Below are 14768 nucleotides of genomic sequence, written 5' to 3'. Positions count from 1 at the left end.
TATGAAAGTCAAAGGTGGCATTCAGGCGAAAAACGCGGTTTTCGCCTGAATGTACGCCGCGTTGCGGCGGCTGCCGCTTTCGCGTCAGCAGAGCGTTTTCAAAGAGAAAATGCTCTAGTTGCAGGCCGCACGGGCCCTGGCAAAACCGTCGGCCGCGTTGCGTATTACCCGTTCCTCCACACAGAAGGCCAGCCGGAAGTAGCCCGGGCAGCCAAAGCCCGAGCCGGGCACGGCCAGCACGCGCTCTTCCAGAAGCGCGTTGACAAAAGCCACGTCGTCGCCGCCCGGGGCTTTGGGGAAGAAATAAAACGCTCCGGCAGGCATCTGAAATTCATAGCCCGCGTTTTTGAGCACCTCGCCCATGGCAGCGCGCCGGGCCGCGTAAATCGACAAATCCACCTGACTGCCCAGGGCCGCGGCCATGAGATGCTGGCCCACCACCGGCGGGTTCACAAAGCCCAGGATGCGGTTGGCGAGGGTCAGACCGGCCATGAGCTCGGCTTTTTCCTGCAAACGGGGGGAGAGGGCCACATAGCCCACGCGCTCGCCGGGCAGGGACATGTTTTTGGAAAAGGAGCTGATGACTGCGGCATAGGGGTAGAGCGGCAGCACTGAGGGCACTTCGGCCCCGTCATAGGCCAGAAAGCGGTAGGGTTCGTCGGCCACGAGCCAGATGGGCCGCCCGTATTCCTGACTTTTGTTCTCCAGCAGATTGGCCAGCGCAATGAGATCCTTGCGGCTGTAAATCACGCCCGTGGGGTTGTGCGGCGAGTTGATCAGCACCACCCGCGTTTTCTCGGTAAGAGCTTCTTCCAGAGCGATGAGATCCGGGGCAAAGGTATCCTTTTTGCTCATGACGGCCTTGAAGGAGCCGCCGTGATTGGCCACATAAAAGCCGTATTCCACAAAGTAGGGCGCGAAACTGATCATTTCCTCGCCGGGATTGAGCACGGCGCGCAAAAAGGCGTTCAGCCCTCCGGCCGCGCCGCAGCTCAGGAGCACGTCGTCGGCGGTGAGCCTGACGCCCTGCTCCGCGCTGAGGTGGGCAGCCAGTTTTTCGCGTGCCCATGGATAGCCGCCGTTCGGCATGTAGCCGAAGGCAAAGGGCTCTTCCGCGTGCTCGGCGAAGGCGCGCAATCCCCGGGCCACCGCGGCGGGCGCGGGCAAATCGGGGTTGCCCAGGCTGAAGTCATAGACGTTTTCCGCGCCGAAGCGCGCTTTGAGCTGACCGCCGGCCTCGAACATGCGGCGTATCCAGGAAGCATGCCCCAGATACCCGCTCACGCTGTCGGCAAGAATTGACATAAACGACTCCTGATGGTTGTTGTCTTAGCCATGACTATTGGTTATACCTTTCAAAAGCTGAAGAAAGCAATTGCTCATGGAGGCCTCAGATGTTTTTACGCATATCCGGTGGAGCCGCAAGGGCCATGCTGCCCGTGTTCCTGGCGGCTCTGCTTTTGTCTGCCTGCGCCGCAAAGGACGATGCCGACGGCGCGCAAGACGGCATGACCATATCCGTAAGCCTGCGCGATGTACACCGTTGCTCGCGCATCTCGCCTGAGATCCAGATCTCCGGCATTCCTGCGGGCACGACGCATTTTGACGTGCGTCTCGTGGAATACGGGGATCAGGAGAACTTCTTCGGCGGCGGCTCCTGGCCCAATGACGGCACAAGCACCATTCCGGAAGGCGGCCTGACCAGGCACTACCGCGGTCCCTGCCCGCCCGCCGGGCAGAGCCGGAACTACGCCTTTGTGGTCTCGGCCATGGGCGGCCGCGATATTCAGCCCCTGGCCGTGCGCTTGTATCGTTTCACACAGGAATAGCGCGTTCTGGACGCGAAATGACGGCAGCGCAGTGATTGAAAATGGATATTTTCAATCAAAGAATGCTCTGGAGCCTGTTTTTGGGGGCGTCGGCGCATTTCGGCATAACCCGCCGCAATGCCCGGGAGGGCGCGGGGGAATCCACGTTCACAGCCCCTGCGCCTTCCCGGCCCCGTAGCGCGCAAGCCAGGCGTTGAGCAGCCCGGCCAGCGCCATGTCGCCCCCGGCATACGCTCTGCGGCGGGCCTCCAGCACCCGGGGCCGGTAGCGATCGGCATTGTCTTCCAACTCCGTCTGCACGTTGCGGATCAAGGACGGCAGGGCGTCGTGCCAGCCCTCCTTGCGGGCCAGCCGCAAAACCCGGCTCTGGATCGCAACCTGGGGGAAAAAGCGCAGGGCCGCCATGCCCGCAGCCAGGGCCGCGGGCCTTTGCCCCTGCTCTTCCAGCCGTTGCATCAGCAGCAAACGGCCGCCGAGCCACAGCGGCTCCTGCTCCAGCAGGGCCCGGCAGGCGGCTTCGTCAAACTCCCTGCCCGCGCAGGCGGCGTTCAACGCCTGTTCCCGGCTCTCGCTCAGCGCCGTCCAGCAGGAGAGCGAAGGCCCGATGCACATACGGTACTTGTCAAGCGCCGCCAGATAGTGCAGGTCCGGGCGCAGACTTTGCCCCCAGCGCCGCAGAAGCAGGCCGCCGTTCCGCGTGTCGTTCTCAAAGCGGCCGGGCGTCTGGCTGGCATGATGATACACCACGCTTTGTCCGGCCACGGCCACTTTGAGCCCCTTGTGGCGCAAGCTGCAACAGAGGTCCAGGTCTTCAAAGCCGTTGAGATATTCCTCGCAAAAGCCGCCGCAATCCTGAAAAACCGTTCGCCGCAGCATCATGGCCGCGCCGGTGATGGCCTGCAAGGGCCGCGCCTTGCGGGGCACGGGATGAGCGCCTGGAAAGTGCTCGTAAAGATGCCCCACGCGCAGAAAAGGCGTAAGATAAATGCCGCAGTGCTGCACAGTGCCGTCGGGATAGAGCAGCAGGGGCCCGGCCGCGCCCAGGGCGGGATCGTCAAAAAGCCGGATCAGGGGGTCAAGCCAACCCGGGGTCAGGGTGGTGTCGTTATTCAGAAAAAAGAGCAGATCCGCCGTGGCGACGCGGGCCCCGGCATTGCAGGCTTTGGCGAAGCCCAGGTTTTCTGGCAGGCGCACGCGGCGGAAGGCCCCGCCCCAGAGAGCCCGGCCCAACGGCTCCAGTTCGGTCAGCGTGGCGTCGTCGGAGCCGTTGTCCACCGCCAGCACTTCCACCAAGCCCGCGGGCGTGTGCCCGGCCAGGGATTGCAGACATGCCGCGGTCATCTTCCAGAGATTCCAGACCGGGATAATCACGGAAACGCGCGCTGTCTCACTCAAGGCGGCTCCCCCCTCGCGCGGCTGCCTGTTCCTCCCTGAAACGCCGGGCCGCGAGCACGAAGTTATGGGCCCAGCAGGGCGTTGCCGGAGCAAAAATATGCGTGTAGCCGGCCCAGACGCGCTTATGAATCAGGGCGTCGCGGCACCTTCCCGCCATCTGGCCCATGCCTTTGCCGCGCTCCAGATCCAGGGCGCAGAGCGGGGCTTCTCCGCTCCAGTGGCAGCGCGAGTAATGAAACTCATGCCCGCGCACTTCCAGGCCTTGAGGGAAATACGGGTTCTCCCGCGCCACCCTGCCGCGCACATAGCCCAGGCCCTGCGGTTTGGGGCAAAAGCAGGCTGTGACCGGAAAAACGCCGCTCATGGGCCAGAGTCTCCCTTCGCGTTCAATGCCTTGGGCCAGAAGCATGAAACCGCCGCACTCGGCATAAACGGGCGCGCCTGCGTTGGCGAGGCCGCGCAGCGCGGTCAGATGCCGGGAGCGGCTCAACTCCGGCGCGCTGTCCTCGGGGAAGCCGCCTCCGAGGTAGAGGCCGTCCAGTTCGGGCCAGGGCGCGCCGTGATCCAGCAGGGAAAGACATAGCAGTTCGGCCCCTGCGCGGGAAAGGGCCTCCAGATTTTCCTGATAGTAAAACCAGAGCGCCGCGTCGCGCACATAGCCGATGCGCGGCCCGGCTGTCGCGGCGGCGACCGCGTGCCGCGACGTTTGCGCAGCCGTTGCCGCGGCGCTGGTCAGTGCGCTGCTTTCATTGTGCGGCCTTGCCACCTGCAGGGACGCGACCGCCCCGGCCTCCTGCCCGGGCCAGAAAGGCCCTTCCACCGGCAGCGGCGGGGCCGCCCGGGCCGCGGCCAGCACGGCCGCAAGATCCACATGCGCGCGCGCCAGATCCGCGAGGCTGTCCAGGATGCGCCCGGCATCCTCAGCCAGGGTCTCTCCCCGGCAGGCAATGCCCATATGCCGTTCCGGCAGGGGATTTTCCGGCAGGCGCGGCACTGCGCCCAGCACGGGCAGATCCGTGTATTGCTCCAGCGCGCGGCGCACCGCGCTCTCATGCCGGGACGAGCCCAGTTGATTGAGCACCACGCCGCAGAAGGAAAGACCCGGCTCGAAATGGAGCATGCCCTGCACCAGCGCGGCGGCCGTGCGGGTCATCTTGGTGCAGTCCAGGCTGAGCAGGATCGGGCAGGCCAGAATCCGCGCAAGTTCCGCCGTGGAGCAGGACCCCGCCGCGTCCAGCCCGTCGAAAAGGCCCCGGTTGCCTTCCACCAGGGCCAGTGGCAGGGCCGCGCCGTCCGCGCCCGTCTGACGCGCGGCCCGGGCAGGCGCGACCGCGCTCACGGCATGCGCGAACAGCGCGCGCAAGCGCGGCGGCGGCAGAAAGTACGGGTCCAGATTGGTGGCCGGGCATTGCGCAGCCAGGGACAACCAGGCCGCATCAATATAATCCGGCCCTTTCTTGAAAGGTTTGACGGCCACGCCCATGCCCGCCAGGGCCCGCGCCAGCCCCAGAGACAACAGGGTCTTGCCGCCGCCCCCGGACAAGGCGGACACGCAGAGCCGGGGCACGTTGACGGAGGCCGGCAAGGGCGAAGGGGCACAGCAGGGATTGTCCATAGCGATACCTTGAACGCGGCTGGCATGATCGGCAACGCGCAACAGGTTGCCTTGACATTCAGATTTTTGCCCGGTGGCAGGCCGGGGACTGCCTAATGTTTGAAGGATCGCTGGCCGGTAAAGACCATCCCCACCTGCGGCTGCGCCTCATTGCAGGCCATGATCACCTCGGCGTCGCGCAACGAGCCGCCGGGTTGGGCAATGGCCGTGACGCCCTGGGCAATGGCGGCGTCCACGCCGTCCCGGAAAGGAAAAAACCCGTCGGAAACCAGACGCGAGCCGATCAGGCCGCCGCGGGCCTCGCGCGCGCGCGCGTCTATGGCGCTCAGGATTTCGGCCAGGGAGGCATCATTTGCGGCTTTCTGCTTGAGATCATACAGCGAAAGCCCCTGCTCCCTGAACGCCAGGGCGTCGGCATACTTGGTATAGGCCTTGTGCACGGCCAGCTCCACGCAACCGACGCGATCCTGCTCGCCGGTGCCGATAGCCAGAGTGGCGCCGTCCCGGGCGAAAATCACGGAGTTGGACGTCACGCCCGCCTCCACGGCCCAGGCGAAACGCAGATCCGCCAGTTCGGCCTTGTCCGGCGCGCGCGCAACCACCTCAAGGCCCTCCTTGTCCGTGGCCGCGGCAGGCAGAAAGTCGGCGTCCGCCAGGATGCGGTTTACAAAGGATTTTTGCACGATAATGCCGCCGTCCGCCAGGCTTTTGATGTCCAGAAAAGCCGAGCGGGTCAGCTCTTCCAGGCGGCCAAGGCCGGGGAGTTCCATGATGCGCAGGTTCTTGCGGCTCTTGAGGATCTCCACCGCGCCTTCTTCAAAGGCCGGCGCGGCCACCACCTCAAAATAACTGGCGGCCACCATTGCGGCGGCTTCGCGGCTGAAAGGCCGGTTGACCACCACGGCCCCGCCAAAGGCCGCAATGCGATCGCACCAGAAGGCCCGCTCAAGCGCGGCGGCGACGCCGTCATGGGTCCAGGCCGCGCCGCAGGGGTTGTTGTGCTTCAAAATCACGGCCGCCGGGCGTTCGGTGAGATATTGGAGAATATTGGCCCCGTTGTCCACGTCGGTCAGGTTGGTCTTGCCGGGATGTTTGCCCGCCTGGATCATCTGGCTTTCCGTGAGCGCCGAGACAATGCCGTTGCCCGGGCCGCGCCAGGTCAGGCCGCCGCAGGAGAGGGAACCTTGCCTGAGGGCATAGAGCGCGGCGGGCTGATCCGGATTTTCGCCGTAGCGCAGGCCTTTTTCTTCCTGCTCCAGCGTCCAGACGCGCTTCTCATAAACGAGCTTTTCCTCGCCCAGGATGATGGTCATGGTTTCCGGGAAAGCGTCCTTGTGGACGGTGCTGTACATGGCCTTGAGATCCGACATGCTGCCTCCGGTACTAGAGCATATTGCTTTTGAAACGCTCGCTCCGGCGCTTAACGGCGAAAGTACATTTCGCCTGCGCCTGTCTCTGCTGTCGTCATCCGTAAGGCGGCACAGCCGCCAACGGCTGACGCTCGCGGCGGACATGGCTTCGCCCTGTCAGAGCGTTTGGCTCATTTCATGAGCAAAACGCTCTATGTCAACGACGTTTGCGCCGCCTGCCGCGCGGTCGTGGAAGGCATTCCCTAGCACAAAAGCTTTCTCAGGGCCAGAGCCGCTCTTGCCCGGGGCAGGGCTGACGCACTTGCGCGTTGACGAAGCCGGCGCAACGACATACATAGGTCGGCGACGGGAACCCGGAGGTTACATGGAAAAACTGCTCGCCCGGCTGGCGCGCCAACTGGACGCCATAGACGAAGCCTCGCTCATGTCGCTGTGGAGCAAATACGCCACGGCCTCGGCCCGCTTTGAACCCACCAAGCGCTGGGAAGAAGCGGCGTTGATTTTTTCGCTGATCCAGGCCAAGCGCTGGAAAAACCAGCTTTTCAATTACTATTGGTCGCGGCAGACCCAATTGCGCGGGGAGCCTCCTGCCGACGCTGTGGACAATCTCGTGCCCGGCTTTGCCCTGGAAAACGCGGACCGCGCTCAGGAGCGGCCCGAGAGTCTCTCCCGGCGCTGCCGTGTGCTGCCTTTCAAAAGCGTCAAGCCCGCCCCGGATTCGGATCGCTGACTCCCCTGCCCCTTCCCGCGCCCAGAGCGCCGGATTGGCCGCGACTGCGGCACGGCAGCACAGATCAGGCATTTGACTTGCCTGGCCATCCGGGGTAGATACTATCAAGATCTTGCGTCCCCTGATCCGCCTTTGCGCGGCGATCTTTTCCCGCGCGCAGCCGCGCGCCACGGACGCTTGCTGCTGTACGACAACAGGCCGCTTTTACGGCCGGACTTTCAGACAGGAACAGTCATGGCAAACACGGTTATCATCGGCGCACAGTGGGGAGACGAGGGCAAGGGCAAGATCGTGGACATGCTCAGCGCCCAAAGCCGGGTCATTGTGCGCTTTCAGGGCGGCAACAATGCCGGGCACACCATCAGGGTCAAGGGCGAGGAGACCATTCTTCACCTGATTCCTTCCGGCATTCTGCACGAAGGCAAGATCTGCCTGATCGGCAACGGCGTGGTGCTGGACCCCGAAGTTTTCCTGCGCGAGGTGGACCACCTGAAGGCCAGGGGCATTGACGTTTCGCCCGCGCGACTGGGCATCAGCAAAAAGGCGCATCTGATCATGCCCTATCACAAAAGCCTGGACAAAGCCCGCGAAGCCAAGCGCGCCGGGCACAAGATCGGCACTACCGGCCGGGGCATCGGCCCCTGCTACGAGGACAAGGCCGCCCGCGTGGGCCTGCGCGCCGGGGATCTGGACAATCCCGAGCTGGTGCGCCAAAAAGTGCGTCACGCCCTGCTGGAAAAAAACGTGCTGCTGCGCGAGCTGTACAAATACGACACGCTGGATGAAGCTGCGGTCTGTGACGAGTTGCTGCAACTGGCTCCGCGCCTGATTCCCTATCTCACGGACGTGGAAAGCCGCATCCATGAGGCCGTGAACGACGGCGGGGACGTGCTTTTCGAGGGCGCGCAGGGCATTCACCTGGACATTGATCACGGCACCTACCCCTTTGTGACCTCTTCCAACACCGTGGCGGGCAACGCCTCGGCGGGCAGCGGCGTCGCGCCCTCCAGGCTCGACCGGATTGTGGGCATCGTCAAGGCCTATACCACCCGCGTGGGCTCCGGCCCCTTCCCCACGGAACTGCTGGACGACACGGGCAGCTATCTGCGCAGCAACGGCCACGAATTCGGAGCCACCACGGGCCGCCCGCGCCGCTGCGGCTGGCTGGACGCCGTGATCCTGCGCGAAACCGTGCGCCTCAACGGGCTCACGGACATTGCCCTCACCAAGCTGGACGTGCTCCGCAACCTGCCCGCCCTGCGGATCTGCGTGGCCTACGACTGCCAGGGGCGGCGCGTTGCATACCTCCCGCAGGAAGAAGGCGCGCTGGAACGCGTCACGCCCGTGTATGAGGAACTGCCCGGCTTTGAGGAAGACATTTCCCAATGTGCGTCGTTTGCGGATCTGCCGGTTGCGGTGCAGACCTATGTGCGGCGCATTGAAGAACTGACGGGCGTCAAGGTTTCCCTGCTTTCCGTGGGCGCGGATCGCCAACAGACCATTGTCCGCTGAACGGGGCGCGTTACCTCCGCGCGGCGCGGCCGGGCGCACATATTGGCCTGCCCTGCCGCATCCGGCTCTTAGAGCATTTTCACTTTGAAAATGCTCTGCTGACGCGAAAGCGGCAGCCGCCGCAACGCGGCGTACATTCAGGCGAAAACCGCGTTTTTCGCCTGAATGCCACCTTTGACTTTCATAAAAAGTCAAAGGTAATCTGCTCTTAGGGTTTTCTATGGATCAGGCCTTGCTTCCCGCCATTGCCCACGCGGCTTTTGACCGCCTCAAGGGCGCTCTGGACCGTCTGGGCGACGCGCCGCCCCAGGTGCTCCTGCTGGAAGGCGGCTGCGAGGAACAGCGCCTGGATCTGGCCCGCTACTGGGCCTGCCGCTGCAACTGTCCCCATGCGCGGGAAAACCAAAGCCCCTGCCTGAGCTGCGCGATCTGTATGCAGATCGCTTCCGGCGAATATCTGGATCTCTGCGCCTATGACGGGCGCATCGGCAACCGCGAGGATGAGGAAAATCCCGGGCTGGTGCGGGCTTTCAACATGCAGCGGGTGCGCGAGCTGAAAAGCCGTTTGCGCGACGCGCCGCACGGCGCCGGGCGCAGGGTGGTGCTGCTCATGGGGCTGAGCCTGACCCGCGATGAGGCGGCCAACGCCCTGCTCAAAACCCTCGAAGAACCCTCGCCCTCCACGCTTTTCGTGCTGCTGGCGCCGCAGCGCGAGCAACTGCTGCCCACCCTGGTTTCCCGCTCTTTCTGCCTGACCCTGCCCTGGCCGGACAGCCGCGCGCAGGACGCAAGCCTGGCCCCCTGGGAAGACGCCCTGGCTGTTTTTTTGCGCGAGGGGCGCGGCTTTCTGGATCGCGTTTCCGCCAGAGGCGCTGTCGACGCGGCCCTGGCCGGGCGTTTGCTGCTCTGCTGCCAGAAAGCCCTGGCCCGGGTGCTGGCCGGGGAGGCGGAGCGCCCCCTGGACGCGGCCCTGGCAACCCTGGACGCGCGCGGCCGCGCCGTCTGCGGCCACTGGCTGGCGGAAGCGCAGGAGGCCCTGCGCTACGGCGTCACCCCGAGCCGCGTGCTGGAAGCTCTGGCCGCCAGGCTTTTTGTGCTGCGCGGGCCCGACTCCCAGCCCTGACCCTGCGGCAAGCCGATCTCGCGCAGGCGCTTTTCAGCCAAGGCAGCGCTGACGCATCTTCTGCGGCAGCCCTGGCGGCGCGCGGCGCGCATGATCAACATCGGCAGGGGGCTCACTCTTCCCGCTGCGCTGCGCAGGCCTTGAGCACGGCGGCAGCGCCCGACTCCAGCCAAAGCCGCACAAGTTCCGCCAGCATGCGCGGTCTGGTCTGCGCGGGCTCAAGGCCCACGGATTTCCACAAAAGAGCCAGCGCGGCCTCGCGCGCCTTTTTGTGCGGGGTGTACGCGGCGAGTTCCATATTATGCATGCCCGGTTTTTCGCCCGGCTGCGTCGGGCTGCGGCATTCCCCGGACACGGCCACGCAACTGCGGCAGGCATAAGGCCTGACCGGATAGATGCGGCAGCGGCCGTTGTCCAGAAAAGGGCAGGCCAGATAATAATCCAGCAGACAATGCGTGCCGTCGTCCACGCCGTTTCTGTAGCGTTGTATTGCCCAGGCCAGATAACTTTCCCGGAAATTCTTTGTGGCGGCATCCCACTTTTGGTGGGACGTGAGAAAAAAAGCCCCAAGCTCGGGGCGCGACCGCATGTACATGCCGATCAGCGCGGCTTCAAAAGGAGTGCAGAGCACAAGCTGGAAACAGCAGCCCGTGCAGCCAGGGCCGCAGGCCAGGGTTTGGCCCTGCCGGGCGAAGAGCGCGCCAATCTCCCGGCATTCTTCGTCAAGCTCGGCATTGGCGGCCTGCATGACCAGCGCCGCGGCGCGCAAACCCTCGGCCTTTTCGCCACGGACATGCCGCTCCAGCAAGGTGAGCCCGGCCGCGTCCGGAGAAAAAAAATACCCGTACGCGGCCTTGAAAAGCGCGCGTTCCGCCGCGCTTTCGCAGGGAAGCGCCGCATCTTTTGCGTCCCATTCCGTCATTGCCTGTCGTCCTCTGCGCCGCGGCGCCCGTTGAGCGCGTCCTCACATTCAAGCAATCCTGACCGAAATTGCGGGCGGCTGTTTTCAGAAGGGCCAGTACGCGCCCGGCCAAAGACAGGGCCTGCATTTTCGACGGTCGATCACGCGCGAAGCAAAAATCCCCTGCTTTTCCCAACCCCCGACTCTGCGCGCTCTGCACCAACAGGCAGCGCAGGATTTCCGGATACACGATTCACGTTGCTTATGGCCTGGTTCTACCGATCGTCCAGGGGCAGCGTCCTGGGCTCGTGTACATGTAAGATGCAAACACGGATCAATCAAGGGGACAACATGGCGGCCAGGGCTGCCTGACGAGACGTGGCGAGATAATGAAAATCCGCAAAAGCAAAGTCCCGCAAGGCTTTCTGGCTCTTGCGGGACTTTGTGGGATTTTCAGATGGTGCCGAGGGACAGAATTGAACTGCCGACACGGGGATTTTCAGTCCCCTGCTCTACCAACTGAGCTACCTCGGCTTTTGGGCGCCAGCGCGCCGCTGTGGATGAAGATGTTTTGTACCCGCTTGCCCCGGCTTTGGCAAGCCCTTTTTGGCAAATTGGCCCCCACAGGGGCATTTAAAAAATATCTTCAAAAATATCGGCATATTGCCACGGGAGCGGTAAAAGTGGCCGGGGGCGTGCTGCGTGCGCGGCGCGTCAGGGCTGGACACGGCTTGGGGAAATGCCCTGGCATCCGGCCGGATGCAGACGGTACCGCTGCCACTGCGTCGGGGCCATTGCGCAGGAAAGCTTGAATGTTGCGCGGGTTCCGGCCATACTTCTCTCTACGTTGCAGCACCCGCAAGGAGCTTTTTCGTGGCCTTTCACACTCTTATTCCCCCCACCCTGCGAGATTTGCAGGCCCTGCGCACCCTGGGCGTCTGGCAGCTTTTGCTGCAGGCCCTGCTCACCGGCGGCATCACCGGCGCGGTGATCGGCCTGTTCCGCCGGGCCTTTGACCTGATCAACATGCTGATTGTCCGTTATGTGGAGGGCCACAGCCTGGCCGATCCGTGGGTGGGCGCGAGCATTTTTGCCGCATTGCTCGTCCTGGCGGCCCTGGCCTGGCTTTTTCTGCGCTATGAGCCCCTGGTCGCAAGCAGCGGCATTCCTCAGGTAGAGCTTACTGTGGCCGGGCATCTGCCCATGCGCTGGGCCACGGTGATCTGGGCCAAGTTTCTGGCCACCCTGGTTTCCCTGACCGGCGGCCTGTCCGTGGGGCGCGAGGGGCCCTGCATCCAGATGGGCGCGGCCGTGGGCTGCGGCGTGGGGCACATCTGGCACGAGGATCGGGCCGCGACAATGCCGCGCTATCTGATTGGCGGCAGCGCGGCCGGGCTGACCGCGGCTTTCGGCGCGCCCGCTGCCGGGCTCTGTTTCGCCTTTGAGGAAATGAAGACCCCGATCAGCGCGCCCATGCTGATCTTCACGTCCGTGGCGGCTTTTGCGGCCTGGTTTGTGATCCAGGTGCTCTTCGGATTCGGGTTGATCTTTCCTTTCAGCCGCACGGAGCTTCTGAGTCTGCCGCAATGGTGGATCGTGCCCCTGCTCGGTGCTGTGACCGGCATGTTGGGCGTGCTGTACAACGGCATCCTGATCCGCATGGTGCTCTGGGCCGACCGCTCGCGATTGCCGCAGCCCTTGCGGGTGCTGACCCCCTTTCTGCTCAGCGGCCTTCTGCTCTACTTTTATCCGCAGGTGCTGGCCAGCTTCGGGGTGAGCGCCCCGGCCCTGGAAAAGCTGCCCCTGCCCCTGAGCGCGCTTTTGCTGCTGCTCGGCGTCAAAGTTATTTTTTCCTGCGTCAGTTCGGCTTCGGGCGTGTCCGGCGGCCTGCTGATGCCCATTTTACTCGGCGGGGCCATTGCCGGCGCCTGCGTGGCCTCCATGCTGCTTTCCCTGTCCTGCATCAGCCCGGATCAGATTGCCACGGTGCTTCTCGTGAGCATGGCCGGTTTGTTCGCGTCCACGGTGCGCGCGCCGCTTACGGGCACGGCCCTGGTGATCGAAATGACCAACTCTTTCCAGAACATCCCGGCGGTGCTGGTGGCGGCCTACATAGCCGCCCTGACCGCCAACAGCCTGGGTTCGCAGCCGGTGTACGACAGCCTGAAGCAACGCGCCGTGAACCTGGAAAAGGCGCATCAGGCCCGGATCAAACACGGAAAAGCGGGGTAAGGCAGTTGCCGAACGGCGGATCTTCCTGCCTTCACGGCTTTGGCCGAGCCTGGCCGGAGCGCAAAGCATTTTCTCTTTGAAAATGCTCTGCTGTGTATTTGCATAACTCATGCAAATTATTAATTTTTATAAAAAAGACTTGCGCTTTCCCAATGGAGTGGCTATGTTCTGCTTCCTTACTGTTCTCTAACATCGGCCATCTGGAGTGGGTATGACCCGTAAAGACCGTACAGAAGGCATATACAGCCGCCGCGAAGTGCTTGATGAAAGCGAGCGCCGTCAATATTGCCTGATCCAGCTTAAAGACTTGCTCTCGTATGCCTACCGCTATTCCGAAGACGTCAAAAAACGTTTCGATCGCGCGCAGTTCAATGTTGAAAAATTCAAAACCCTTTCGGACATCAAACACATCCCCATCCTGAAAAAGAAAGAGCTGATCTTTCTGCAGTCCATGGGGCCGCGCCTGGGCGGGCTTCTGACCAAGGATATCGGCGAGCTCAAGCGCATCTTTCTTTCGCCCGGCCCCATCTTTGATCCCGAAGATCGCGGAGAGGATTACTGGGGCTATACCGAGGCCTTTTATTCCGTGGGCTTCCGCCCCGGCGACGCGGTGCAGAACACCTTCAATTACCAGCTCACGCCCGCGGGCCTGATGTTTGAGGAGCCCTTGCGCAATCTGGGCTGCGCGGTGATTCCGGCCGGGCCGTCCGACGCGGCCACCCAGCTTGACATCATGCAGAAGCTGCGCGTTTCCGGCTATGTGGGCACGCCCAGCTTTCTCATGCATCTGGCCCAGAAAGCCGAAGAAAAGGGCCTTAACCTGCGCAAGGATCTCTTTCTGGAAGTGGCCTTTGTCACCGGCGAGCGCCTCTCGGAAAAAATGCGTTCCCAGATGGAAAAGAAATACGATCTGATCATGCGCCAGGGCTACGGCACCGCGGACGTGGGCTGCATCGGCTACGAGTGCTTCCACAAGGTCGGCCTGCACATCGCCAACCGCTGTTATGTGGAGATCTGCCACCCGGATACGGGCATCCCGCTCAAGGACGGCGAAGTGGGCGAAATCGTGGTCACGGCCTTCAACAAGACCTATCCGCTGATCCGCCTGGCCACGGGCGATCTCTCCTACATCGACCGCAGCCCCTGCGCCTGCGGGCGGACCAGCCCGCGCCTGGGCAGCATTGTGGGCCGCGTGGATACCACGGCCCGGATCATGGGCATGTTCGTCTATCCGCATCAGGTCGAGCAGGTCATGAGCCGCTTTGAGGAGATCAAACGCTGGCAGATCGAGGTCACCAATCCGGGCGGCATTGATGAAATGACGCTCTTCATCGAAACCAGCGGTTTCAAACGCGAAGAAGAACTGCTTCACCAGTTCCGCGAAAAGATCAAACTGCGTCCCGAGCTGCGCATTCTGGCTCCGGGCAGCCTGCCCCCGCAGATCCGGCCCATTGAAGACAAACGCCACTGGGACTGACCGACCTTGCAAAAGCCCGGCTCGCGGCCGGGCTTTTGCCTGTCCCCAACGCAAAGGAGAAGGCCATGAGCGAGCAGACCACCGCCAGCGGCGAGGCCCTGGCCCGGCTTATCCAATGGCTCAGGGAACGGCACGCCGCGATTATGGCGGTGGAGCGCGAGGCCCTGCAACGCCTGGAAAAAGGCGACGTACCCGGCTATACTGAAAAAATGCGTGAAAAAGCCGAGCTGCTGGCAGCGTTGAGCGAGCAAGCCAAGCCCCTGCTCGCGCCCCTGCCCGGCGAGCCGCGCTTCAATCTGGCCCTGGCTCTGGAGCGCTTTTCAGGCAGCGCGCGCACCGCCTTGCAGCTCAAGTCCGTTTTTTACATGTCCGCCCTGCTCTACCCGGACGATCACAAAAAAGGCGAGCCCGACAACCTGCTGCTCTTCATTGAGCGCGTGGAGCGCGAAGGGGAAAATTTCGCCTGAGCGGCCGCGCCGCTTCGCGGCAAGACTGGACAGCGCGCCCGGATTGAAGGATACTAAATGCGGCGGGTTGAAGCCGACCGGCATCCCCGCCGCACGCGATCTTTAGATCGCTGCCTA

General features: G+C 63.4%; 12 protein-coding genes and 1 tRNA gene. 7 read left to right on the top strand and 6 right to left on the bottom strand.

Translation table 11 applies throughout. The annotated features are described in order from the left end of the window. Positions 1 to 114 precede the first annotated feature (114 nt). Positions 115 to 1305 carry a pyridoxal phosphate-dependent aminotransferase gene (locus tag G7Y52_RS01015; protein ID WP_165064711.1) on the bottom strand — a complete coding sequence of 397 codons (1191 nt, stop codon included), beginning with the start codon at positions 1303 to 1305 and terminating at the stop codon, positions 115 to 117. Between the two features lie 89 nt (positions 1306 to 1394). Between G7Y52_RS01015 and G7Y52_RS01010 the strand changes: the two genes are divergently transcribed. Beyond that, positions 1395 to 1829 carry an MbtF gene (locus G7Y52_RS01010; RefSeq protein ID WP_165064708.1) on the top strand — a complete coding sequence of 145 codons (435 nt, stop codon included), beginning with the start codon at positions 1395 to 1397 and terminating at the stop codon, positions 1827 to 1829. 147 nt (positions 1830 to 1976) lie between these two features. Here G7Y52_RS01010 and G7Y52_RS01005 read toward each other — a convergent pair whose 3' ends face one another. The 3 genes from G7Y52_RS01005 to G7Y52_RS00995 all read right to left on the bottom strand — a co-directional run bounded on the left by G7Y52_RS01005 (position 1977) and on the right by G7Y52_RS00995 (position 6209). Further along, positions 1977 to 3224 (bottom strand): glycosyltransferase family 2 protein, encoded by a 1248-nt coding sequence (locus G7Y52_RS01005; protein ID WP_241159548.1) that lies wholly within the window; start codon positions 3222 to 3224, stop codon positions 1977 to 1979. Continuing rightward, positions 3217 to 4839 (bottom strand): cobyrinate a,c-diamide synthase, encoded by a 1623-nt coding sequence (locus G7Y52_RS01000; RefSeq protein WP_165064705.1) that lies wholly within the window; start codon positions 4837 to 4839, stop codon positions 3217 to 3219. The genes G7Y52_RS01005 and G7Y52_RS01000 overlap by 8 nt, the downstream gene beginning before the upstream one ends. 92 nt (positions 4840 to 4931) lie before the next feature. Further along, positions 4932 to 6209: an IMP cyclohydrolase gene (locus G7Y52_RS00995; RefSeq protein WP_165064701.1), complete on the bottom strand. Its 1278-nt coding sequence runs from the start codon at positions 6207 to 6209 to the stop codon at positions 4932 to 4934. Between the two features lie 364 nt (positions 6210 to 6573). Between G7Y52_RS00995 and G7Y52_RS00990 the strand changes: the two genes are divergently transcribed. From G7Y52_RS00990 to G7Y52_RS00980, 3 genes are all read left to right on the top strand, one after another. Further along, the gene (locus G7Y52_RS00990) at positions 6574 to 6939 is read left to right on the top strand and encodes a hypothetical protein (protein ID WP_165064698.1); all 366 of its coding nucleotides are present in this window, start codon (positions 6574 to 6576) and stop codon (positions 6937 to 6939) included. Positions 6940 to 7173: 234 nt separating this feature from the next. Next, complete coding sequence (locus G7Y52_RS00985) at positions 7174 to 8451, top strand: adenylosuccinate synthase (protein ID WP_165064695.1); 1278 nt, start codon at positions 7174 to 7176, stop codon at positions 8449 to 8451. Positions 8452 to 8671: 220 nt separating this feature from the next. After that, the gene (locus G7Y52_RS00980; RefSeq protein ID WP_165064692.1) at positions 8672 to 9574 is read left to right on the top strand and encodes a DNA polymerase III subunit delta'; all 903 of its coding nucleotides are present in this window, start codon (positions 8672 to 8674) and stop codon (positions 9572 to 9574) included. A gap of 112 nt (positions 9575 to 9686) precedes the next feature. Here the strand turns inward: G7Y52_RS00980 and G7Y52_RS00975 are convergent, their stop codons facing one another. Then, on the bottom strand, positions 9687 to 10496 hold the full coding sequence (locus tag G7Y52_RS00975) for a YkgJ family cysteine cluster protein (RefSeq protein ID WP_165064689.1): 810 nt from the start codon (positions 10494 to 10496) through the stop codon (positions 9687 to 9689). A 437-nt stretch (positions 10497 to 10933) separates the two neighbouring features. Continuing rightward, a tRNA-Phe gene (locus G7Y52_RS00970) sits at positions 10934 to 11009 on the bottom strand. Between the two features lie 339 nt (positions 11010 to 11348). Here G7Y52_RS00970 and G7Y52_RS00965 point away from each other — a divergent pair. The 3 genes from G7Y52_RS00965 to G7Y52_RS00955 all read left to right on the top strand — a co-directional run bounded on the left by G7Y52_RS00965 (position 11349) and on the right by G7Y52_RS00955 (position 14651). Continuing rightward, the gene (locus G7Y52_RS00965; protein WP_241159547.1) at positions 11349 to 12707 is read left to right on the top strand and encodes a ClC family H(+)/Cl(-) exchange transporter; all 1359 of its coding nucleotides are present in this window, start codon (positions 11349 to 11351) and stop codon (positions 12705 to 12707) included. 211 nt (positions 12708 to 12918) lie between these two features. Beyond that, the gene (locus G7Y52_RS00960; protein WP_165064683.1) at positions 12919 to 14184 is read left to right on the top strand and encodes an AMP-binding protein; all 1266 of its coding nucleotides are present in this window, start codon (positions 12919 to 12921) and stop codon (positions 14182 to 14184) included. Between the two features lie 65 nt (positions 14185 to 14249). Beyond that, positions 14250 to 14651, top strand: coding sequence for a hypothetical protein (locus G7Y52_RS00955; protein WP_165064680.1), 402 nt, complete (start codon positions 14250 to 14252; stop codon positions 14649 to 14651). Positions 14652 to 14768 lie beyond the last annotated feature (117 nt).

The sequence above is a fragment of the Desulfovibrio sp. ZJ200 genome, from assembly GCF_011039095.1.
Lineage (GTDB): Bacteria > Desulfobacterota > Desulfovibrionia > Desulfovibrionales > Desulfovibrionaceae > Desulfovibrio.
Note: the sequence above shows the minus strand (reverse complement) of the source record. Positions and strands in the feature narration are given on the sequence as shown.